Genomic DNA, 21,901 nt, shown 5'->3' with positions numbered 1-21,901 from the left:
AAGTGCCAGGGGATATTCCCCCGCTCACAATTCCAAGAATAGAGCCACTTCAATGAGCCTGACCAAAACCCTGCCAGCGTGCCTGGCACTCAGCTTCGCGTCATTGGCCGCTTTTGCAGCCGATGGCCCTCCTCCACCTTCGGTGAGCCAACCCAGCGGTATCAACCTGGGTGGCACCAGTTTCTACGACGGCTTTGCCGGGCCACCCGGGCTGACTCATCAGACTTATTTGAAGTTCAGTACCGCCAGCAGCATCAGGACCAACGGTGGCAAGAAGAACGGCGCCTTCGATGACCCGAAGATCAACGTCATCACGATGATCAACCAGCTGAGCTACTACTCACCCGACACCTTCGCAGGCGGGGCGCACCTGGGTTGGAGCCTGCTGGTGCCCGTCGTGTCCCTGGACGGCGACTTCGGTGACAACGGTGCCAAGCTCAAGGACAACGCCACAGGCCTGGGCGACGTCACGGTCGGGCCCCAGGTCCAGTTCGATCCGATCGTCGACGCCAGCGGCAGGCCGGTCTTCGTGCAGCGCATGGCCTTCGATACCATCCTGCCAACGGGCAAGTACGACAAACACAAAGACCTGAACCCAGGCTCCAATTACTTCTCCCTGAACCCCTACTGGGCAGCGACCTGGATGCCCGCGCCTCGCTGGGAAGTGAGCTGGCGGCTGAACTACCTGTACAACTTCAAGAACGATGATCCGGCCAGCAGTTCGGCGCAGTTCTTCGAAGGGCAATCGGTGCGCGACACCCAGTCGGGACAGTCGGCGTGGGCCAACTTCACCGCCTCGTACGAAGTGTTCCCGACGGTCTCGGTCGGCATCAACGGCTACTACTTCCGGCAGATTTCCGATGACAAGGTCAACGGCAACACCCTGACCGACTCCCGGGAAAAGGTGCTGGGCATTGGCCCGGGCCTGTTCTGGAAAATCACCGAAGACAAGGCCTTCTGGCTCAACACCTATAAAGAAACCGGCGTCGAGAATCGCTCCCGGGCGGATTACCAGGTGCAGGTTCGCTACGTCCACACGTTCTGATTGACGTATGCGCCTGCTCACCCATGAGCGGGCCCATTACCCGAGGTGATGCTTCATGAACGCACTCGACTCCATCGACAGCAAGAAATCACTGGGCGCCATCTGCCTGATGATGGTCATTTCCCTGGGGACGCTGCAGATCCAGCCGATCCTGGGCGGTGCCTTGATCGACCAGCTCGGCCTGCCACTCAATGCAATCGGCGCTATCTTCGCCGCGGAACTCATTGCGATGGCCATCGCCTGCGGCGTCTGCGCCCTGTTCATGGCCAGCGTCGACCGCCGCCGCTTCGCCCTGGTGGCCCTGTTGATCCTGGCCTTGGGCAATCTGCTCAGCACGCAGCTTCACAGCCAGGCCGGGCTGCTGGTTTCCAGAATGATCTGTGGCGCCAGCGGCGGCGCGGTCATGGCGGTCGTCTACGCCACCGCGGCGCTGCGCACGTCCAAGGATGCGACCTTCGCGGTCATCAACATCGGTAACCTGCTGTGGGGGATGTTACTGGTGACGTCCATGCCGCTGATCCTCAAGTCATTCGGTGTTAACGGGGCGTTTCTACTATTGGCGATCACCAGTGTGCTCGCGGCGACGGGTTGCTGGAGGGTGCCTGAACGCTACCCGCAAACCCATCGCGCAACCAGCGGCGCGATCCCGCCATTCGGCCTCACGTCGATCCTGTTGATCATGCTCTTTGCGCTGCTGTTTTTCGGTCACTCTGCCCTATGGGTTTACCAGGAACGTATCGGCAAGAGCATCGGCCTGGAGCCTCAGCAGATTGGCGGCATCCTCGGTGGCAGCATCCTTGCCGGTGCCCTGGGCGCCGGGCTGGCCGGGCTGATCGGACGGCGCCTGGGCCTGCTGTTTCCACAACTGTTGAGCTTTGGCACGGCGCTGCTGGCGACCTTGATCATGGTCTATGGCACCAGCCCCGTGGCGTTTGTCAGCACGGCTTGCCTGATCCATATGGTCTGGTTTTTCAGCCTGCCGTACCTGCTTTCCATGGCGGCGGAACTGGACCCTTCCGGCCGATTGGCGGGCCTGGGTAACGCTGCGATTTTCATCGGCCAGGGGCTGGGACCATTCGGGGCCGCACTGGTCGTCGGCGAGGGCCACTTCCGAGCGGTCGGATGGCTGGCAGCTTCAGCCTATTTGCTAGCCTTGGTGATCTCGTGCCTGGTCGTTGCACGCTTTCGCCGCGGCGTGAAGCCTTCCGGGCCGGCGATGTCCCCGCAATCGGCCTGAACATCAACGAACCCGCACATTGACGAGATTGCCCGATGAGTATTCCATTCCCTCAAACCCCTGAGTTTTCCGGCGCTCTCTACACGCCCAGCCGGGTGGAAGCAGACGTGTTCGACCTGGAAATTGAAGGCTGCCTTCCCGCTTCGATCCACGGGACGTTTTATCAAGTCGCACCAGACCCGCAGTATCCCCCGATGCTGGGCACCGATATCTTTTTCAACGGTGACGGCATGGTCAGCCGCTTCCATTTTGCCAACGGCAAGGCATCGCTGCGCCGTCGCTACGTGAAGACCGATCGCTTGCTGGCCCAGCGCCGTGAAGGTCGCTCGCTCAATGGCGTCTATCGCAACGCCTTCACCAACGACCCGCTCGCGGCGAAGAACAACACCACGGCCAACACCACCGTCATCCCACACAACGGCGTGCTGCTGGCACTCAAGGAAGATGCCCTGCCCTGGGCGATGGATCGCGAGACCTTGGAAACCCTGGGCGAATGGCGTTTTGACGGGCAGATCAAATCCGCGACATTCACCGCCCACCCCAAGCTCGACCCGGTGACGGGCAATCTCCTGGCCTTCAGCTATGAAGCCAAAGGCGACGGTACGCCTGACCTGGCCTACTTCGAAATTTCACCGGACGGAAAACTGCTGCACGAGATCTGGTTCCAGGCCCCTTATGCAGCGATGGTGCACGATTTCGCGGTGACCGAACGGTACGTTGTGTTCCCGTTGATTCCGTTGACAGTGGACGTCGAGCGCATGAAAAACGGCGGAGCGCATTTCCAGTGGCAACCCGACCTGCCTCAGTTGTTCGCCGTCGTGCCGCGCAACGGGCATGCGCAAGATGTGCGTTGGTTCAAGGGGCCCAAGGACGGTTTCCAGGGGCATACGCTCAATGCATTCGATGAGGGCGACAAGGTCTATGTCGACATGCCGGTCACCGGCGGGAACATCTTCTATTTCTTTCCCCAGGCCAATGGTTATGTCCCGCCGCCGGAAACCCTGGCTGCCAGCCTGATGCGCTGGACCTTTGACCTGAACGGCGCCGGGGAGGACGTTGAACCGCAACCGCTGACGGATTACCCCTGCGAGTTTCCAAGGTGTGATGACCGCTACATCAGTCGCAAGTACCAGCATGGTTTCCTGCTCGCCTTCGATCCGCAGCGCCCCTACAACCCGGCGAACGGCCCGATACCCTTTCAATTCTTCAACCTGCTGGTCCATTTGAACCTGAAGACAGGCAGCACCGACGCCTGGTTTCCTGGCGACAGCGGCTGCTTCCAGGAGCCCATCTTCATTCCCCCGCTCGGCGGATGCAGAGGAAGCCGATGGCTACGTCGTTGCCCTGCTCAACCTCATCGCAGAGGGGCGCAGTGAGCTGGTGGTGCTGGACTCCCGTGACATGGCCAGCGGTCCCATTGCCCGGATCAGGATTCCGTTCCGGATGCGCATGTCGCTGCATGGCTGCTGGGCACCAATCGATTAAACGCAAATCCCCTGTGGGAGCGGGCTTGCTCGCGAAGGTGGTAGTACAGTCGACATCGATGTCGCTTGTGACGCCGTCTTCGCGAGCAAGCCCGCTCCCACAGGTTTAGATCCCTTTTCCGTACCTCTTACGACACCCAGCCATCTGCGGTTGGTTGCCTGCTGCCTCTCCCTCTGCTCCCCAGGTCCGCCAAAGGTACAGCCTCGCCAAAAAAAACATAAATTCCATATTTTAGGATTTTTGTATAAATCCCACTTTACAGGATTTTATAGCAAGACTAGATTGACCCTCATTGCACCCTCCCCTCTTCCCAGGAGCCTTCATGAAACTCGCAAGCTTTGTTGTCCAAGGTCGTAGCAGCTACGGTGTGGTCGAAGGTGATCACGTCATCGACCTGGAATCGCTCAAGCCAACCCTCGGCCACGACCTCAAACAGGCCATCGCCAACGACCGCCTGGGCGAACTGACCCGCGAGCCCCTGGCAAGCCTGCCGCGTCTTCCCTTGGCTGACGTGACGTTCCTGCCGGTCATCCCCAACCCGGGCAAAGTGCTGTGCATCGGCATCAACTACGCCACCCACGTGCGCGAAACCGGTCGAGAGATGCCGACCTACCCCATGATCTTTACCCGCTTCGCAGACAGCCAGACCGCCCACCTGCAACCCATCGTTCGCCCAACGGCCTCCCACAAGCTTGATTTCGAGGGCGAGCTGGCGGTGGTGATCGGTAAAGCGGCCCGCCACGTCAAGCACGCCGACGCGCTGGATTACGTCGCCGGTTATGCCTGCTACAACGACGGCAGTGTCCGCGATTGGCAGAAGCACACCATTCAGTTCGTGCCTGGCAAGAACTTCCCGAACACCGGCGGTTTCGGTCCCTGGCTGGTGACCCGCGACGAGATCGGCGACCCACAGGACCTGGAGCTGACCACCCGCCTCAATGGCGAAGTGATGCAACACACCCGCACCAGCGACATGATTTTCGATGTGCGCCAGTTGATCGAATACTGCTCCACCTTCACTGAACTGGCCCCCGGCGACGTGATTGTCACCGGCACCACCGGCGGCGTCGGTGCGTTCCGCGAACCGCCGGTGTGGATGAAGCCGGGCGATCAGGTGGAGGTCGAGATCGCTGGCATCGGCACCCTGCGCAACAGCATCGTGGACGAGCAGTGAACATGGAAAACCTACACACTCCTGAACACCTGCCCGAGCAGGATGGCGACAGCAAAGGCTCGAGCCTGGAGCGCATGTTGCGGGTACTCGACCTGTTCACCGAACAGCACCCGATCTGGGCAGTGGATGACATGGGCGGCGCCTTGAGCTTCACCCGTTCGACGATCTACCGCTACGTGCGCGAATTGGCCGAGGCCAACCTGTTGTTCCAGGTCGAAGCCGGCCGTTATGCGCTGGGCGCACGAATCATTACCTGGGACCGCCAGTTGCGCCTGAGCGACCCTCTCGTGCGCGCCGCCCAATCGCTTGAGCCCAGCTTCCCGCAGTGGAGCGAACAACAGGTCTGGCTGATCTGCCGACTTTTCAAGGATCAGGTCGTGTGCATTCACCAGCACGGCAATCTGTTCAGTGAGGTCAGCTACTCCCGCGGTTCGCCCAGGCCCCTATTCCTGGGAGCGACGTCCAAGGCGATCCTCGCCAACATGACCTCGCGCCAACACAGCCAGCTGTTTCTCGACCATCCCGATGAGGTTCGCGCCAGCCAACTTGGCCAGACCTGGGAGGCGTTTCGTCGCGCACTGCAGCAACTGCGTCGCCAGGGCTATGTAGCCAGCGCAGGCGAAGTCGACGCGGGCGTCTATGGCCTGGCCGCGCCGATCTTCGACGGCGATGGCAAAGTCGTCGGCAGCATCAGTTGCGTGCGCCCGGTGCAAGAACGCGACAGTGCCCAGGAAGAGACGCAAGGGCAACAGATCCTTGCCCTGGCGCAGGAACTGTCGCAACGCATGGCTGCGCTCGCCAATCGCCCCAAGCCACTGGGCTGAGCCATTCGCAAGGGAATAACAATGACAACCCTCAAACGCATCAACACTCAGGTCCTGGTCATCGGCGCCGGTCCTACCGGACTGACCCTGGCCAACCTGCTCGGCCAAGCCGACGTGGACACCCTGATCATCGATCGCAAGCCGGGCACCGTGACCGAACCACGGGCGGTTTCAATCGACGACGAATCCTTGCGCACCATGCAGGCCATCGGGCTGGATGCCGCCGTGCTGCGTGATGTCGTGCCTGGCTACGGCGTGCATTACTACACCCGGCCCGGAGGGCGCTGCTTCGGCAAGGTCGAACCGACCGGCAAGCTGTATGGGTTCCCCAAGCGCAACGCGTTTCGCCAACCGCTGTTTGAAAACACCCTGAGGATAGGCCTCGAACGGTTTGCCAGCCTGACGGCACGGTTCAGCCACGAGCTGGTGGAATTCAGTCAGGACCAACACGGCGTGTGTGCGCGGATTCGTGACGCCGAGGGGCAGATGATCGAAGTCCACGCGGCTTACCTGGTGGCCTGCGACGGCGGTCGTAGCCCGGTGCGCAAGCAACTCGGGATCGAAATGGTCGGTTCGAGCTTCTCCTCACGCTGGCTGGTGGTCGATACCGACCAGGACGACGACCCGTTCTGGCAGACCCGCGTATATTGCGATGCCAGGCGTCCGGTGGTCGAAGTGCCCGGACCCCACCGTACACGCCGATTCGAGTTCCTGCTCAAGCCCGATGAAACGGACGAACAGGCGCTCGACGAAACCCACCTGCAAACCTTGCTGCGCCCCTTCAAGGGTGACGCGCCGGTTTCCCTCGTGCGCAAGACGGTCTACACCTTCCACGCCCGGGTCGCCGAGAAGTGGCAGGTGCAGCGGGTGTTCCTCGCCGGCGACGCCGCGCACCTGACCCCGCCCTATGCCGGGCAAGGCATGAACAGCGGCGTTCGCGATGCCCACAACCTGGGCTGGAAACTGATCGGCGTGCTGAAGGGCAAAATGGCGCAAAGCGCACTGCTGTCCTACGAAAGCGAGCGTCGCGATCATGCGTGGGCCTTGATCAAGTTGGCCTTGAACCTCGGCGTGGTCATGGCGCCGGCCACCGTCTTGCGCGCTCGCCTGATCAGTGGGGCATTCGCCTTGATCGGCCTGTTGCCGCCGCTGCGCGATTACTTCCTGCAAATGCGCTTCAAGCCCAAACCTCGTTTCACCCGAGGCCTGGTGCTGGCCGAAGGGCAGGCAGGCACATTGTCCTGCGGACAGATGTTCCCGCAACCGATGCTCACCGATGCCCACGGCCACGAACACCTGCTCGATGACGCCATCGGTGCCGGCTTCGCCTTGATTCAATACGGCGACCCGACCCGCCAGCGTGTCGATGAACTCAAGCATGGCCTCTGGAGCCACCTTGAAGCCAGACGCATCCTGATCCTGCCCGAGTCTGTCCAGGCCATGCCGGCGATCCCAGGCTGCACGGTGCTCCAGGACCGTGAAGGCCTGCTCAAGCCCTTGCTGGGCGAGTCCCACCCGTTTGTGCTGCTGCGCCCGGATCGCTACATCGCGGCGATTTTCGACAAGGCCACCGAAACCCAGGCCGCCGAATCGTTGCAGTCGCTGTTCGGCATCGCCCTGGCCCACAGCAACGAAATCGAGCCAAGCGTCGCGCCCGTCTTTCATTGAACCTTCACGCACAGAGGTGGTTATGCAAACACTCCAGACTTCCACACCTGCACGCCTGTGCTACCTGCACCTGGCGAGCAAGGACGCGCAGCGACAAATCGACTTCTATCGGCGGATGCTGGACATGGACAGCCAGGCGCAAGCCGATGGCAGTTGGGTGCTCAGCGGTCCGCAACGCGCCATGCTCGTGTCGCCCGCCGACCACAGCGGCCTGCTCGCGGCGGCGTTCGACCTGGGCAATCAGCCTCGCCTGCAAGCACTGCGGGTTCGCCTGCTCGGCAATGGCGGCATCATCGAAGAGGTCGACTCGCCGCTGCTCGAGCCGGGAGCCTTCCTGATCCGTGATCCCCAGGGCCGGCAAACGATATTCGGCGTCGCCCGCCCCGCTCGCCAGACCTCTCGCCCAGGCATGCCGGGGCGCTTGCAGCACGTGGTATTCCAGACCACAGAGCTGGAAGCCATGATCGATTTCTACGTCAACACGGTGGGCTTCACTGTTTCGGACAACGTCGTGGATGAGCAGACCGGCCAACTCATGACGTGCTTCCTGCGCTCGGACGACGAGCACCACACCTTGGCGTTTTTCCGCGGTTCGAAAAACGAATGGGACCACCACTGTTACGAAACCAACGAATGGAATGACATCCGCGACTGGGGGGATCGCTTCGCCAAGGAGCGCATCACCATTTTCTTCGGCCCCGGCCGACATGGGCCGGGCAACAATCTGTTCTTCATGGTGGTCGATGCCGATCGCAACCGCCTGGAGTTCTCGGCCGAACTCGAAGTCACCGATGCCAGCCGTCAGCCCGGTGTCTGGGCACAGGAGGAATACACACTCAACTCCTGGGGCCGCGCCTGGATCAGAAGCTGAGCAGTTTTCATCGACGCCTGCACCTTTACGTCTGAACGACGCGACCACCTGCCTCCAAGGGTAAAAGATTATGACGACTCAACCGCTCGCCCCCTACGCCATCAACGGCGACCAATACATCAACGGCACTTGGCGTACCGGGCGCTCCACGCGCCGCCTGGACGATCGCAACCCCTTCAATGGCGAACCGCTGCTGGAGATGCCCCTGGCCTCGGTTGCCGATCTCGACGACGCCTATCAGGCCGCGCACCAGGCGCAGGCGGCTTGGGCACAACTGCACCCCACCCAGCGCGGTGCACAACTTGAAAAGCTCGCCCAGGTCATCCAGAACCGCCGCGAAGAAATCATCGACTGGCTGATCCGCGAGTCCGGCAGTACCCGGATCAAGGCAAGCATGGAATGGCAATTCACACTGAACCTGGTGCGTGAATGCACGACGATGCCGATGCAGGTCGAAGGTCGGATCCTGACCAGCTACAAGCCCGGCGAACAGAGCTTTGTCTTTCGCGAGCCCTTGGGTGTGGTGGGCGTGATCAGCCCATGGAATTTCCCGCTGTACCTGAGCATGCGCTCGGTGGTGCCGGCACTCGCCCTGGGCAACACGATTGTGCTCAAGCCCGCCAGCGACACCGCGGTGACCGGCGGATTGCTGATTGCCCATCTGTTTGAAGAAGCAGGCTTTGCGCAGGGGACGCTCAACGTCGTGGTCGGCGCGGGCTCGGAAATCGGCGATGCCTTCGTCGAGCACCCGGTGCCGAGCCTGATTTCCTTCACCGGCTCGACGGATGTGGGGCGCAATGTCGGCCGGATTGCCACTGGCGGCAAACACATCAAGCGCGTGGCCCTGGAGCTGGGTGGCAACGCGCCGCTGGTGGTCCTGGATGACGCCGACATTGAAGTTGCCGCGCACGCCGCGGTGGTCGGGCGTTTCCTGCACCAGGGCCAGATCTGCATGAGCGTCAACCGGGTGATCGTCGACCGCTCGCTGTATGCCGACTTCGCGGCGCTGGTGGTCGAGCGCGTGCGCAATCTCAAGACCGGCGATCCCGCCCTGGCGGATACGGTGATCGGGCCGGTGGTCAATCAGAACCAGCTCGACGGCCTGCTGCATAAAATCGACAGGGCCCGCAGCGCCGGCCTCAAGCGCCTTTGTGGCGGCCCGGCATCCGGGCTGGTGTTGCCCGCCCATGTCTTCGGTGAAGTAGACGCCGATCAGGAACTGGCCCGCGATGAAACCTTCGGCCCCCTGCTGCCGTTGCTGGTCGCCGAAAACGAACCCCATGCATTGGCATTGGCCAACGCCAGCGAGTATGGCCTGTCCAGCGCGGTGTTCACCCGGGACATGGCCCGTGGCTTGAACTTCGCCCGTGGCATCGTGGCGGGCATGACCCACATCAACGACATCACCGTCGATGACCAACCCAATGCCCCGTTCGGTGGCGAAAAGAACTCCGGCCTCGGTCGCTTCAACGGTCACTATGCCCTGGATGAGTTTACCCGTGCCCATTGGGTAACCTGGCAGCCCGGAGGCCATCACTACCCGTTCTGAGCCTGTGGCACCCTTGGTCAGACCCGGATCGGGCCAATCGACCCTTGGCCCGGTCCGCCAGAAAACAATAAAAAACAGAGGCGAAAAATGAACCATCTAGCCTGCGTGTCCACCGATCAGGTTGTTCGCTCCGACCGCCTGATGAAGTGGAAAGAGTTCATGAGCGATCACCTGGGGCGCACGCCGGACTATATAAAACGGCTGGAATCGACCTTCATTGATCCGTTGCATGACAGCAACTTCCAGGGACGGCTGGAGTACGGAGACCTGGGCCAGTTGCGCTTCTGTCGAATGACTGCCAGCGCCCATCGCTATTCACGCCACCTGAGCAAAGCGGTCGACGCCCTCGACACGCCGCGCATGTTGATCATGCAGGTGGCTGGCGTCAGTCATTTCGATCAGGGCCAACAAAGCAGCGTGCTGGCCCCTGACGAAATGCTCCTGGTCGACTGCGGCAAACCTTTCAACGTGACCAGCACGCAAGGCTGCGAACATTTCATCCTGCTGTTCCAAGGCGCACCCGGGCAACTCACGCAAACCGGCGACATGCACCTTAACGGTCGCAATGGACTGGGGCGGATGCTGATGCACCTGATCAGCGATGCCTACAACCAATACCCCTTGCTGAACAACCATTCGGCCGGGCTGATCGGCGACAGCATCACCGGGCTGCTGGATAACGCGCTGAAGAACAAACAGGAAGAAAAGCAACTCGAACACGACTTTCGCTTCTTCAAGCAGAACCGTCTCAAGGCGTACATCGAGCGCCACCTGGCTGACCGCGACCTGACCATCGAACGCATCGCCAACGCCGAACAGTGTTCGGTACGCAGCCTGCACCGCGCCTTCCAGGATGAACTGGGGTGCAGTGTCAGCGAATACATCTGGCAGCGGCGCCTGTCGCGTTGTGCCGAAGACCTGCGCAACCGGGAACATGCCCATCGTTCGCTCACCGATATCGCCTACGCCTGGGGCTATGGCAGCAGCTCCCACTTCAGCCGGCATTTCAAATCGACCTTCGGCATGTCCCCTCGACTGTTTCGCGACACCGCGAGCGACAGCCGGGAGAAATCGACAGCGGCTTGAGGCTGTTGCCCATTCAGCCCTGTGGGAACCGAGCCTGCTCGCGATGGCAGTGGGTCAGCTTGCAATGCGGTTGAATGGGCCGGCGCTATCGCGAGCCGGCTCGCTCCCACAATTTTTTCCGCGTGGTTCTCAGGTACAGCATCCACCCAAAATCCCCTGTGGGAGCAAGCTTGCTCGCGATGGCGGTGGATCAGCTTGCAATGCTGTTGAATGGGCCGGCGCTATCGCGAGCAGGCTCGCTCCCACAGGTCCGGGTCATTGGCTTTACGCCCCCGCCCTACCCTTGATTCCAGCCTCCGCCCATCACCTTGTACAACGTCACGCGGTTGCTCTGCTCGGTCAGGCGCAAGGTGATCAGGTCCTGTTGCGCACTGTACAGGGAGCGCTGGGCATCCAGCGCTTCGAGATAGCTTTGCGAACCGCCGCGGTATAAGGCGTCGGAGAGCTCGAAGCTCTTGCGGCTGGCGTCGGTCAATGCCTGCTGGGCCTCGATGCGACGATCCAACGTGCTGCGCTCCGCCAGGGCATCGGCCACTTCCTTGAAGGCGTTCTGCAGTGTTTGCTGGTAGGTCTGCACCTGGATCTCGCGCTCGGTCTTGGCCGAGTCCAGTGTCGCGCGGTTACTGCCGGCATCGAAGATCGGCAGGCTGATGCTTGGGGCAAACGTCCAGGCACCACTGCCGGACTTGAACAGACCGGACAAGGCCGAGCTTGAGGAACCGGCATTGGCCGTCAGGCTGATGCTGGGGAAGAACGCCGCACGGGCCGCGCCGATGTCGATATTGGCGGATTTGAGCGAGTGCTCGGCGGCCAGCACATCCGGGCGGCGTTGCAACAGACTGGAGGGCAGTTCTGCCGGCACCTGCACCAGCGCCGCGGCCGACTCCAGGTTCGCGCCCGGCAGCAGCTCTTCGGGAATGTCGCTGCCTACCAGCAGGCGCAGGGCGTTGCGATCCTGCAGGATCTGGCTTTCATACGCCGCCGCGTCGACCCGGGCCGACTCCACGGTGGTTTGCGCCTGGGCCACGGACAGACCGGAGGAGCCGCCCAGGGCGTGGCTGCGCTGGGTCAGTTCGTAGGTCGCCTGCTGACTGCGCAAGGTCTCCTGGGCCAGGTGCAGACGCTCGTTGTCGGCCGCCAGGGTCAGCCAGGCGGTCGCCACCTCGGCCACCAGGCTGATCTGCGTGCTGCGCCGGGTTTCGGTCAAGGCCAGGTAGTCTTCCAGCGCTTCGTCCTGAAGGTTCTGCACCCGGCCGAACAGGTCGACTTCATAACTGCTCAACCCCAGTTGCGCACTGTAGTCATGGGTGGTGGCCGCCGAGCCCGTGTTGGACAACGAACCGGGCGTGCGACTGTGGGTACCACTGACGCTGGCATCGATCGAAGGCAGCGACTCGGCGCGCTGGATGCGGTATTGCGCCTGGGCCTTTTCAACGTTCAGGACGGCCAGGCGCAGGTCGCGATTATTGCTCAGCGCCAGGGCCTGCAAGCGCGCCAGGCGAATGTCGGTGAAGAAGTGCTGCCACTCGATGTCGGCACTCACCTCCCCCTTGGGCGTACTGGTGGTTGGCAACCACTGCTCGGAGACCGGTGCCTCTGGGCGTTCATACTGCGGCGCCAGGTTCATGCAGCCACCGAGCAGCGTGAGAATGGCCAGCAAGGGCCAGCGGAACTTGATCATGCGTCACCTGATTGAGCGGATGGAACAGAGGTCGAAACCGGGGAAACGCGCTCGAAACGCCGACGGATCTGCACGAAGAACAGAGGTACGAAAAAGATCCCCAGCACCGTGGCGCAAAACATCCCTCCCAGCACACCGGTCCCAATGGCCTGGCGCCCGGCGGAACCGGCACCGGTACTCAAAGCCAGGGGCAAGACGCCGAACATGAACGCCAGGGACGTCATGAGAATGGGCCGCAAGCGTTGCCGCGCGGCAATCAGCGTCGCCTCGCGCAAGCTGTTGCCCTGTTCTTGCAGGTGCTTGGCGAATTCCACGATCAGAATCGCGTTCTTGGCCGCCAACCCCACGGTGGTCAACAGCCCGACCTGAAAGTACACGTCGTTGCTCAAGCCACTGAAACGGGTCGCCAGCACCGCCCCCACCACTCCCAGCGGTACCACCAGCAACACCGAGAAAGGCACCGACCAACTCTCGTAGAGCGCGGCCAGGCAGAGGAATACGAACAGCACCGAGATCCCGTACAGCAACGGCGCTTGCGAACCGGATAGACGCAATTGATAGGACTGCCCGGTCCATTCGTAACCGATGCCTTCGGGCAACTGTTTGACGATGGCTTCCACCGCATCCATGGCGTCCCCGGAACTGACCCCGGGCGCCGGGTCGCCAACCACCTCCAGCGAAGCGTTGCCGTTATAGCGCTCCAGCAACGGCGAGCCATAGCTCCACGAACTGCTGGCAAACGAGGAAAACGGCACCATCTCGTCATTGCTGTTGCGCACGAACCAGTGCTCCAGGTCGGCCGCCTGCATCCGCGACGAGGCCTCACCCTGGACGTAGACTTTCTTCACCCGGCCCTGGTTGAGGAAGTCATTGACGTAGGTGCCGCCCAGCGCCGTGGACAAAGTGGTGTTGATGTCGCTGGTGCTCAGGCCCAAGGCGCCGGCCTTGCGATCATCGATACTGACCTTGAGCTGCGGTGCGTCGTCCAGGCCATTGCTGCGTACCCCCAGCAGGCGCGGGTCTTTGTTGGCCAGATCGATGAGTTTCTCCCGCGCCGCCACCAGCGCATCATGTCCCAGGCCACCGAGGTCCTTGAGTTGCAGATCGAAGCCGGACGTCTGCCCCAGGCCCCGTATGGCCGGTGGCTGCATGACGAACACATTGGCATCGGCGATGCTCGACAGTGCCAGGGTCGCCCGTTGGGCGATGGCGGCCGCATCCTGCCCCGCCCCCGTGCGTTCACTCCAGTCCTTGAGCCGGATAAAGGCGCGGGCCGCGTTCTGGCTGTTGCCGTTCATGCCCAGACCGGAAATGCTGATCAGCGCCTCGACTTCCGGTTGCTCGAGAAGGTAGCTTTCGAACTGCTCGACGACCGCCTGGGTGCGACTGTCCGTAGCCCCCACCGGTAACTGCACCTGGGCCATGAGGATGCCCTGGTCTTCATCGGGCAGAAACGAGGTCGGCAGGCTGGCATACCCCAGCGCCATTGCCAGCACCAACAGTCCATACACCAGCCAACTGCGGCGCCCACGTTGCAAAATAGCGCCTACCTGGCCTTTATAGGCCTCGGCACCACGTTCGAAGGTACGGTTGAACCAGCCGAAGAAACCGCCCTGGGCACCATGACCGTCGGACGGCTTGAGCAGCGTCGCGCACAAGGCCGGCGTCAGCGTCATGGCCACCAACACCGAAAGCACCATGGCCGAGACGATCGTGACCGAAAACTGCCGGTAGATGATGCCCGTGGAACCGCCAAAAAACGCCATGGGAATAAACACAGCACTGAGGACCAAGGCGATGCCCACCAGGGCGCTGGTGATTTCATCCATCGACTGGCGCGTGGCGTCCAGGGCCGACAACCGTCGCTCGCCCATTACCCGCTCGACGTTTTCCACCACCACGATCGCATCGTCCACCAGCAGGCCGATGGCCAGGACCATGGCGAACATGGTCAGGGTATTGATCGAATAGCCGAACAGCGCCAGTACGCCGAACGTGCCCAGCAGCACCACCGGTACGGTGATCGCCGGGATCAGCGTGGCCCGCAGGTTCTGCAGGAAAAGGAACATGATCAGCACCACCAGGACAATGGCCTCGCCCAGTGACTTGACCACTTCTTCGATGGACAGGCTGACAAAGGGCGTGGTGTCGTAGGCAATCACGTTCTTGAGTTGCATCTGCGCCGGATAGAACGGCTCCAGTTCCTTGAGCTTGGCCTTCACCGCTTCCCCCACGCTCAGGGCGTTGGCCCCGGCGGCGAGCTGGACGCCCATGGCGGCAGCAGGCTTGCCGTTGAGGGCAGAGCTGACGTCGTAGCTTTCACTGCCCAACTCGACCCGCGCCACATCCCCAAGCAGCACCACGGCCCCGTCGCTGGAGGACTTGACCACCACATTGCGAAACTCTTCGACGGTTTGCAGCTTGCTGCGGGCGCTGATCGTGGCATTCAACTGCTGCCCCTTCACCGCCGGCATGGCGCCCAGTTGACCGGCGGAAACCTCGGTGTTCTGCGCCTCCAGGGCACTGCTGATATCCGAGGGCATCAGCGCATATTTTTCCAGCAAGGCCGGGTCCAGCCAGATACGCATGGCATAGCCGGAGCCCAATGTCTGCACATCGCCGACACCGTCGAGGCGGCTGATGGAATCGAGCAAGGTGCTGGAGATGTAATCGCCGATCTGGGTACCAGTGACGCTCGGGTTGTCGGACACCAGGGCGGCAATCATCAGGAAATCCGAGCCGCCCTTGGTCACGGTCAAACCTTCGCTTTGCACCGACTGCGGCAGCCTCGACTCGGCCTGTTGCAGCTTGTTCTGCACTTGCATCTGGGCCACGTCCGGGTTGGTGCCGGCGGTGAAGGTCAGGCTGATACTGGCACTGCCGTCCGAACTGCTGGAGGCCGACATGTAGGTCAGGTTATCCAGGCCCTTCATTTGCTGCTCGATGACCTGGGTCACCGAGTCTTCCACGGTCTTGGCCGAGGCGCCGGTGTAGGTCGCGGAAATGCGCACCGTCGGCGGCGCGATGTCCGGGTACTGTTCCAGGGGCAACTGGCTGATCGACAGCGCGCCGGCAAGCATGATGACGATGGCGATGACCCAGGCGAAAATCGGCCGGTCGATGAAGAAACGTGCCATGTTCAGCCCTCCTGCGCGATGGCGACAGGGGTCGCTTTCTGTGTACGGCTGCGGGTGCCGGCGTTCTGCGCCACCACGGCGTCACCGACCCGGACTTTTTGCCCGCCCTCGACAATCACCTGGTCTCCCGCGTTAAGCCCAGCCGTGACCCACCACTGGTTATCCACGGCGCGATCGATGCTCAGCACGCGCTGCTCGACCTTGCCATTGACCACCACCAGTACCGAAGTCGCGCCGCTGGCGCTGCGGGTCACCGCCTTCTGTGGGATCAGGATGGCCTTGTCATCCCGCGCCTGCTCCAGCACCGCCCGCACATACATGCCCGGCAGCAACAGCCGGTCCGGGTTGGCGATTTGCGCGCGCAAGGTCACTGTGCCGGTGCCCTCGTTGACGCTGACCCCACTGAACTTCAAGCGCCCTTCATGGGCGTAGAGACTGCCGTCATCGAGCTTGAGGCTGATCCGCGCCTCGCCTTCACCGTTGCTTTGCAGCACGCCGCTGGCCAAGTCGCGCTTGAGGCGCAGCAGCTCGGTGGTCGACTGGGTGACGTCTACATACATCGGGTCCAACTGCTGCACCGTGGTCAGTGCGCTGTCCTGGTTGGCGACTACCAGTGCACCCGGAGTGACCGTCGAGGTTTCGATGCGCCCGCTGACAGGGGAACTGATGCGGGTATACGCCAGGTTGATGCGTGCGGTGTCGACATCGGCCTGGGCCACTTGCAGCTCCGCTTCGGCGGTCAGCAGGCTGGCCTGGGCATCCTCGTTGTCCTGCTGGCTGATGGCATCGATTTTCGCCAGTTGCGCGTCACGCCTGGCCGTGGCCTGGGCCGACTTCAGAGTGGCGCGGGCCTTGGCGAGGCTCGCCTGGGCTTGCGCCAAGGCGGCTTTGTAGGACGCCGCGTCCAATTGATACAGCGCCTGCCCGGCCTTGACCTCTGCCCCTTCGACAAACAGCCGCTGCTGGACAATACCGCCGACCTGCGGGCGTATCTCGGCGACCATGAACGCCTGGGTACGTCCGGCCAACTCAGTAGTCAGCGCCTGGCTTTGCGGTTGCACGGTGATCACCGAGACCTTGGGCGGTTCGGGTGTAGGCGCGGATTCGCCGGAGCAACCGCCCAACATGAACAACACGATCAAGCACACCAGGAAGGCGGCGGTCACCAGGGATTTGGCGAATAATTTGGTCGACATAAATGCCTCTGCAAGACGGATGGTTCAAGCCAGGCGCCATACTGCGAGGCAAATGTGCAGGAAAATTGAAGATTGCCCGCCGCCCTTGAATCTTCGTGGCGCCAGGGCCTAAATGGACGGGCCACTCACCGACCTGCCCGAGCCCATGAAACTGAGCATCTCCACCAAGCTGTTTATTGCCGTACTGGCCAGCGTGCTGTTCGTCATCCTGAGCATGGGCGTGGCCAACGGCTGGAGCTTTGGCAAAGGCTTTCTCGACTACCTCAACGAACAAGCCCTGTTGCGCATGACGCCGGTATTGCCGCGCCTGGCCAGCGCCTATGAGCGCGAAGGCAACTGGGAATTCCTGCGCAACCAGCCCGATCGCTGGTTCGAACTGCTGCGTCCGGAGCCGGGCGAAAACACCACCCACCCAGAACGGCCGCCCATGCCGATGTCCGATCTGACCGGCGCGGTGTTTCGTATCGCCCTGCTGGATCAGCAGAAACAGTTGGTAATGGGCTACTCGGCGATTGCCAACGACGCCTTGATGCGCCCGGTGCAAGTCGCAGGGAAGACCGTCGGCTGGCTGGCGGTGACGCCGTTCCAGAACGTGACCGAAGCTGGCGGCGAACGCTTTCGTCAATACCTGGTGCGCACCAGCCTGGCGGTGGGCGTACTCTCGTTACTGTTGGCAATGCTGATTGCCTGGTGGATCGCCCGCACCCTGCTTGACCCGGTCAAGCGCGTGGCCGCCGCCACCCACCGGTTGGCCGCCGGTGAATACAGTAACCGAGTGTCGGTGGCGTCCAATGACGAAGTCGGTCAGTTGGCCCGGGATTTCAACCAGTTGGCGTATACGCTGGAACGCAACGAAAAAATGCGTCGGGAATTCATGGCCGATGTGTCCCACGAACTGCGTACCCCGTTGTCGGTGCTGCGCGGTGAACTGGAAGCCATCGAAGACGGCGTACGCACCCTCGACCCGTCCTCAATGAAGTCACTGCAAGGCGAAGTCAGCATGCTCAGCAAACTGGTGGATGATCTCTACGAACTGTCCCTGGCCGATGTCGGCGCGCTGACCTACCGCAAGAGCGAATGCGATCTCAACGAGCTGTTGGAAAGTTGCGTGGCGATGTTCCAGGAGCGTTGCAATGCCCTACACCTGAGCCTGGAGCTGGAACTGCCAGCCCCGTCGCTACGCTTGGAGGCCGACCCCAAGCGCTTGCAGCAGCTGTTCAGCAACCTGTTGGAAAATGCCGTGCGTTATACCGACGAGGGCGGTGTGCTGCGTATTCGAGCCGACGACGAGGGCGACACCGTGCGCGTCGACTTCCTGGACTCCGGTCCCGGGGTCGATGCCACCCAGTTATCACGGTTGTTCGAGCGTTTTTACCGCGGCGAAACCTCACGCAATCGCGCCAGTGGTGGCGCTGGCCTGGGGCTGGCCATCTGTCACAGCATCGCCCTGGCCCATGGCGGCAACCTCAGCGCCGATCACTCGCCGCTGGGCGGCCTTTGGCTGACCCTGCGCCTGCCACGGAGCGCCTGAAGCATGGTCAATGACAGCCCGATCCTCATCGTCGAAGACGAACCCAAGCTGGCCGCACTGATGCGTGATTACCTGGTGGCCGCCGACTATGCGGTTCAATGCCTGGACAACGGGCTACAGGTGGTGCCGGCAGTCCGGGCCCACGAACCGCGGCTGATTCTGCTCGACCTGATGCTGCCAGGGCGCGACGGCCTGCAAGTGTGCCAGGAGCTACGCAGCTTCAGTGCCGTGCCGATCATCATGATCACCGCCCGCGTGGAGGAAGTGGATCGCCTGCTCGGGCTGGACCTGGGGGCCGACGACTACATCTGCAAACCCTTCAGCCCTCGGGAAGTGGTGGCCAGGGTCAAGGCGATCCTGCGCCGCAGCCCGCAACTGGTGGCCAACCAACCCGCGCGCCTGCTGATTGACGAAGACCGCTACCAAGCGTCACTCGATGGCATCGCCCTGGACCTGACGCCCTTGGAACTGCGCCTGCTCAGCACGCTGGCACAGTCCCCGGGGCGGGTGTTTTCCCGGGATCAGTTGCTCGACAGGATCTATTCCGATCACCGGGTGGTCACTGATCGCACCGTCGACAGCCATATCCGCAATCTGCGGCGCAAGCTCGAACAGGCCTGCCCGGCGGAAAACCCCATCGAATCGTTGTATGGCGTGGGTTATCGGTTTCAGCTTGCCGACGTCTGAAGCCTGCCAAAGCAGGCTGCCTTGACGAGCGCCCTTGCGTCGTGTGCGGATGCTGTGAACACCCACAATCCTCTGTGGGAGCGAGCCTGCTCGCGATAGCGGAAGGTCAGCGATGCAGATGCGGAGGTCTCTATTGATCCGCCGAATAGATAATGGTTTGCGCACTGCCCCCCGCAGCAGGCCGACGAGTGAAGTAGGTGTCGCCTTCGTCTGTCTGAATCTCGTAGTCGGCCTTGCTGGTCACACGACTCGATGCATCGGTGTGCTTGATGATTTTCAGCACCCGCTGGAACTTCACGCCTTGAGTACCGTTCTGGGCGGGGCCGGTGAGCACATTGACCTTCTGGAACCAGCCTTGCTGTTTTTTGTTCGACACCAGCGTGCCGGTCAACGCTTCAAAACGTTCAAGACGGGTAAACCCCCAGAGTGTCTGTTCCTCGACCACTTTGCCCGGCGTGGCGGAGCCAGTGAAGACAAACAGGTTGAGGCCCGGATTGTCTTCGCAGAAGAAGTCGTAGGGCACCAGACCGTCGACCATTTTCTTGCCGGGGACGAAGCCCTTCTTATGAACCAGAAACATGACCACCTCCACGCTGAAACGTCAGCAAACGCTGCTTGAGTTTGAACGCAAAGTCTACTGAGGCGGGGCGTACAGAGCCGTCAAGCCAATGTAATATCGTGTAAAGATCATGCCCAACGGGGCAAGCTGATTTCCACGGTCAACCCGCCGGACGGCTCATTGCGCGCGTGGATGGTGCCGCCGTGTATCTCCACGGCCCGCGAGGCAATGGCCAGGCCCAGGCCAAAGCCGGCACTGGCTTCGTTCAAGCCACGCTCGAACGGATTGAAGATGCTCTGTAGCCGCGAGTGTTCAACCCCCGGGCCCTGATCGCTGATCTGCACCGTCAGGCCGTCTACGCCGCCATTGACCTGGGCCACGACCATCACCGTGGTGTTTGGCCGGGTATGGCGCACCGCGTTTCGAATGACGTTCTCGAAACACCGATACAACAGCTCGCCGCTGACCCGACTGACAAACCCCGGGCACGCCTGCAGACTGACCTGGCACCCTTTCATCTGCGCTTCGAATCGAGCGTCCTCGACGATTAGCGACAGCAACTCGACGATATCGACTGGCTCGCGCTCGATACTCTCTGGTCGGCCCTGCAGACGCGCCAGGGTCAACAAGGCCTCGATCAGCGTGTCCATGCGCACCGACTCACGGTCGATGCGCTCCACCATTTCCTGGCGAGCCGGATCTTGCCGCAGCAGCCCGATGGCCGCCTGCATGCGGGTCAACGGTGAGCGCAGTTCGTGGGAAATGTCGTGCAACAAGTGTTGTTGGGCTTCTACCAACAGCTTCAACTGGTTGGCCATTCGGTCGCAGTCTTCGGCCAGATCGACGATTTCATCACGTCGCGCGCCCATGATCGGCTTGACCCGGGTTTCGAAGCGTCCTTGGGCCACGTCACTCATGGCGCGCCGAAGATAGGCCAGCGGCCATGCCAGGTAGAACGCCATGAAACCGCTGAACAGCGCGCTCATGACCGTGCCGATGATCAACGGCGTCCAGGGGCTCGGCCCTTTGTCGCGCTCTTGAGCCAGGGGATGGGTCGACTTGAGCAACAGTGCGGCGCCGTCCTTGCCGATGACCGATCGCGTGTAAGCCGGTTGCGCAACCGGTGCCCCGGCCAGCAATTGACCGGTACTGTCATACACGCCAACGGCCTGGTCAGCAGGGTGCTCCCAAACCGCCAGCAGTTGCCGGCCCGACTCCACGCCAAACTGGCGCAGGAGCTGTCCTTCAGCGGCCAGGATGGTTTCCAGATGAGGATCCCCTGGCCTGGAACTGCCCATCATCAGCAGGCCCAACCCGACCAGGAAGGTCAGGCTGGTGGCGAGCCAGAACGCCAGGAACAGTTTCCAGAACAGTCGGCTGGGCTTCATCATTCGGCAATCAACAGGTAACCGAGGCCACGCACGCTCTGGATCCAGGCCTTGGCGTCGGGACGCGGCCCCAACTTGTGGCGAATGCTGCTGATGTGCACATCGATGCGTCGGTCATAACGCGTCAAGGGACAGCCCAAGGCATTGAGCGACAGATTCTGTTTACTCACCACTTGCCCGGCACAGCGGGCCAGCTCCTCGAGCAAACTGAACTCGGTACTGGTCACCCCCAGCTCGCGCCCTTGCCAGAGCGCCTGCCGCTTGCCGGGCCACAGGACCAACGGCCCGGTCCTGATCACTTCGCTGGTTGACCGATCCGCCGGCTGCACCCGACGCATGATCGCCCGCAAACGCGCCACCAGTTCCCCCGGTGAGCTGGGCTTGGGTACATAGTCATCGGCCCCCAGTTCCAGGCCGGTGATCTTGTCGATGTTGTCGCCACGGGCCGTCAGCAACACCACCGGCACCTGGCTCACGGCCCGAATGCGCCTGAGCACCTCGATACCCGACAGCCGCGGCAGCATCACGTCCAGCACCACGATGCTGTAGCGACCGGACAGCGCTTGAACCTCGCCCTCTTCCCCCGTATGCACCGCAGTCGCCTCGAAGCCTTCGCGCTCCAGGTATTGGCTGAGCATTCCCGTCAGTTCCTGGTCATCGTCGACTAGCAATACAGAGATCATGGGCCGCTCTTGAGTAGGTGTCGGCCCATTATCGCCCGTGTGCCACGCATCGTCATCGCCGCGGGCCAACCTTTACCTAACTTGACATTGGGTTAACCGC

Annotated in this window: 16 protein-coding genes and 1 pseudogene; 11 read left to right on the top strand and 6 right to left on the bottom strand. The window is 62.0% G+C overall.

From position 1 onward, the window contains the following. Positions 1–52: 52 nt before the first annotated feature. The 9 genes and pseudogenes from GN234_RS28805 (at position 53) to GN234_RS28765 (ending at position 10,939) form a co-directional block, all read left to right on the top strand. The gene (locus tag GN234_RS28805) at positions 53–1,045 is read left to right on the top strand and encodes a SphA family protein (protein WP_109755618.1); all 993 of its coding nucleotides are present in this window, start codon (positions 53–55) and stop codon (positions 1,043–1,045) included. A gap of 55 nt (positions 1,046–1,100) precedes the next feature. Further along, complete coding sequence (locus GN234_RS28800; protein ID WP_109755619.1) at positions 1,101–2,282, top strand: MFS transporter; 1,182 nt, start codon at positions 1,101–1,103, stop codon at positions 2,280–2,282. Between the two features lie 35 nt (positions 2,283–2,317). Next, positions 2,318–3,767: pseudogene (locus tag GN234_RS28795) on the top strand (carotenoid oxygenase family protein). Between the two features lie 322 nt (positions 3,768–4,089). Further along, entirely contained in the window at positions 4,090–4,941 is an 852-nt protein-coding gene (locus GN234_RS28790; RefSeq protein WP_116832891.1) for a fumarylacetoacetate hydrolase family protein, read from the top strand. A gap of 2 nt (positions 4,942–4,943) precedes the next feature. Further along, the gene (locus tag GN234_RS28785; RefSeq protein ID WP_116832892.1) at positions 4,944–5,765 is read left to right on the top strand and encodes an IclR family transcriptional regulator; all 822 of its coding nucleotides are present in this window, start codon (positions 4,944–4,946) and stop codon (positions 5,763–5,765) included. A gap of 21 nt (positions 5,766–5,786) precedes the next feature. Continuing rightward, positions 5,787–7,433 (top strand): bifunctional 3-(3-hydroxy-phenyl)propionate/3-hydroxycinnamic acid hydroxylase, encoded by a 1,647-nt coding sequence (locus GN234_RS28780; protein ID WP_116832893.1) that lies wholly within the window; start codon positions 5,787–5,789, stop codon positions 7,431–7,433. Positions 7,434–7,455: 22 nt separating this feature from the next. Then, positions 7,456–8,304: a VOC family protein gene (locus GN234_RS28775; protein ID WP_109755624.1), complete on the top strand. Its 849-nt coding sequence runs from the start codon at positions 7,456–7,458 to the stop codon at positions 8,302–8,304. A gap of 70 nt (positions 8,305–8,374) precedes the next feature. Further along, a complete protein-coding gene (locus GN234_RS28770; protein ID WP_116832894.1) occupies positions 8,375–9,853 on the top strand; it encodes an aldehyde dehydrogenase family protein in 1,479 nt (492 codons plus the stop codon). An 87-nt stretch (positions 9,854–9,940) separates the two neighbouring features. After that, complete coding sequence (locus GN234_RS28765; protein WP_176689445.1) at positions 9,941–10,939, top strand: helix-turn-helix domain-containing protein; 999 nt, start codon at positions 9,941–9,943, stop codon at positions 10,937–10,939. Between the two features lie 277 nt (positions 10,940–11,216). Here the strand turns inward: GN234_RS28765 and GN234_RS28760 are convergent, their stop codons facing one another. From GN234_RS28760 to GN234_RS28750, 3 genes are read right to left on the bottom strand one after another with little or no spacing between them, the layout of a single operon-like run. Further along, positions 11,217–12,620, bottom strand: a complete 1,404-nt coding sequence (locus GN234_RS28760) for an efflux transporter outer membrane subunit (protein WP_116832896.1) — start codon at positions 12,618–12,620, stop codon at positions 11,217–11,219. After that, positions 12,617–15,757, bottom strand: a complete 3,141-nt coding sequence (locus tag GN234_RS28755) for an efflux RND transporter permease subunit (RefSeq protein WP_109755629.1) — start codon at positions 15,755–15,757, stop codon at positions 12,617–12,619. Before GN234_RS28755 ends, GN234_RS28760 begins: the two co-directional genes overlap by 4 nt. Positions 15,758–15,759: 2 nt before the next feature. Further along, the gene (locus GN234_RS28750; protein WP_109755630.1) at positions 15,760–16,953 is read right to left on the bottom strand and encodes an efflux RND transporter periplasmic adaptor subunit; all 1,194 of its coding nucleotides are present in this window, start codon (positions 16,951–16,953) and stop codon (positions 15,760–15,762) included. A gap of 112 nt (positions 16,954–17,065) precedes the next feature. On the opposite strand from GN234_RS28750, the gene baeS reads away from it, so the two are divergent. Beyond that, on the top strand, positions 17,066–18,484 hold the full coding sequence (baeS, locus tag GN234_RS28745) for a sensor histidine kinase efflux regulator BaeS (protein ID WP_176689444.1): 1,419 nt from the start codon (positions 17,066–17,068) through the stop codon (positions 18,482–18,484). A 3-nt stretch (positions 18,485–18,487) separates the two neighbouring features. Continuing rightward, positions 18,488–19,171: a response regulator gene (locus GN234_RS28740; RefSeq protein WP_116832898.1), complete on the top strand. Its 684-nt coding sequence runs from the start codon at positions 18,488–18,490 to the stop codon at positions 19,169–19,171. A 130-nt stretch (positions 19,172–19,301) separates the two neighbouring features. Here the strand turns inward: GN234_RS28740 and GN234_RS28735 are convergent, their stop codons facing one another. From GN234_RS28735 to GN234_RS28725, 3 genes are all read right to left on the bottom strand, one after another. After that, positions 19,302–19,751, bottom strand: a complete 450-nt coding sequence (locus GN234_RS28735) for a hypothetical protein (protein WP_109755633.1) — start codon at positions 19,749–19,751, stop codon at positions 19,302–19,304. 107 nt (positions 19,752–19,858) lie between these two features. Then, the gene (locus tag GN234_RS28730; RefSeq protein ID WP_109755634.1) at positions 19,859–21,121 is read right to left on the bottom strand and encodes a HAMP domain-containing sensor histidine kinase; all 1,263 of its coding nucleotides are present in this window, start codon (positions 21,119–21,121) and stop codon (positions 19,859–19,861) included. Continuing rightward, positions 21,118–21,801, bottom strand: a complete 684-nt coding sequence (locus tag GN234_RS28725) for a response regulator transcription factor (RefSeq protein WP_109755635.1) — start codon at positions 21,799–21,801, stop codon at positions 21,118–21,120. Before GN234_RS28725 ends, GN234_RS28730 begins: the two co-directional genes overlap by 4 nt. Between the last annotated feature and the right edge of the window lie 100 nt (positions 21,802–21,901).

The sequence above is a fragment of the Pseudomonas bijieensis genome (assembly GCF_013347965.1).
Taxonomy (GTDB): domain Bacteria; phylum Pseudomonadota; class Gammaproteobacteria; order Pseudomonadales; family Pseudomonadaceae; genus Aquipseudomonas; species Aquipseudomonas bijieensis.
This window is presented reverse-complemented; position numbering and strand designations above follow the sequence as displayed.

Excerpts from the sequence above, each read along its gene's own strand:
- GN234_RS28805 (WP_109755618.1), top strand. The coding sequence starts at position 53 with ATGAGCCTGACCAAAACCCTGCCAGCGTGCCTGGCACTCAGCTTCGCG.
- GN234_RS28800 (WP_109755619.1), top strand. The coding sequence starts at position 1,101 with ATGAACGCACTCGACTCCATCGACAGCAAGAAATCACTGGGCGCCATC.
- GN234_RS28790 (WP_116832891.1), top strand. The coding sequence starts at position 4,090 with ATGAAACTCGCAAGCTTTGTTGTCCAAGGTCGTAGCAGCTACGGTGTG.
- GN234_RS28785 (WP_116832892.1), top strand. The coding sequence starts at position 4,944 with ATGGAAAACCTACACACTCCTGAACACCTGCCCGAGCAGGATGGCGAC.
- GN234_RS28780 (WP_116832893.1), top strand. The coding sequence starts at position 5,787 with ATGACAACCCTCAAACGCATCAACACTCAGGTCCTGGTCATCGGCGCC.
- GN234_RS28775 (WP_109755624.1), top strand. The coding sequence starts at position 7,456 with ATGCAAACACTCCAGACTTCCACACCTGCACGCCTGTGCTACCTGCAC.
- GN234_RS28770 (WP_116832894.1), top strand. The coding sequence starts at position 8,375 with ATGACGACTCAACCGCTCGCCCCCTACGCCATCAACGGCGACCAATAC.
- GN234_RS28765 (WP_176689445.1), top strand. The coding sequence starts at position 9,941 with ATGAACCATCTAGCCTGCGTGTCCACCGATCAGGTTGTTCGCTCCGAC.
- GN234_RS28760 (WP_116832896.1), bottom strand. The coding sequence starts at position 12,620 with ATGATCAAGTTCCGCTGGCCCTTGCTGGCCATTCTCACGCTGCTCGGT.
- GN234_RS28755 (WP_109755629.1), bottom strand. The coding sequence starts at position 15,757 with ATGGCACGTTTCTTCATCGACCGGCCGATTTTCGCCTGGGTCATCGCC.
- GN234_RS28750 (WP_109755630.1), bottom strand. The coding sequence starts at position 16,953 with ATGTCGACCAAATTATTCGCCAAATCCCTGGTGACCGCCGCCTTCCTG.
- baeS (WP_176689444.1), top strand. The coding sequence starts at position 17,066 with ATGGACGGGCCACTCACCGACCTGCCCGAGCCCATGAAACTGAGCATC.
- GN234_RS28740 (WP_116832898.1), top strand. The coding sequence starts at position 18,488 with ATGGTCAATGACAGCCCGATCCTCATCGTCGAAGACGAACCCAAGCTG.
- GN234_RS28735 (WP_109755633.1), bottom strand. The coding sequence starts at position 19,751 with ATGTTTCTGGTTCATAAGAAGGGCTTCGTCCCCGGCAAGAAAATGGTC.
- GN234_RS28730 (WP_109755634.1), bottom strand. The coding sequence starts at position 21,121 with ATGATGAAGCCCAGCCGACTGTTCTGGAAACTGTTCCTGGCGTTCTGG.
- GN234_RS28725 (WP_109755635.1), bottom strand. The coding sequence starts at position 21,801 with ATGATCTCTGTATTGCTAGTCGACGATGACCAGGAACTGACGGGAATG.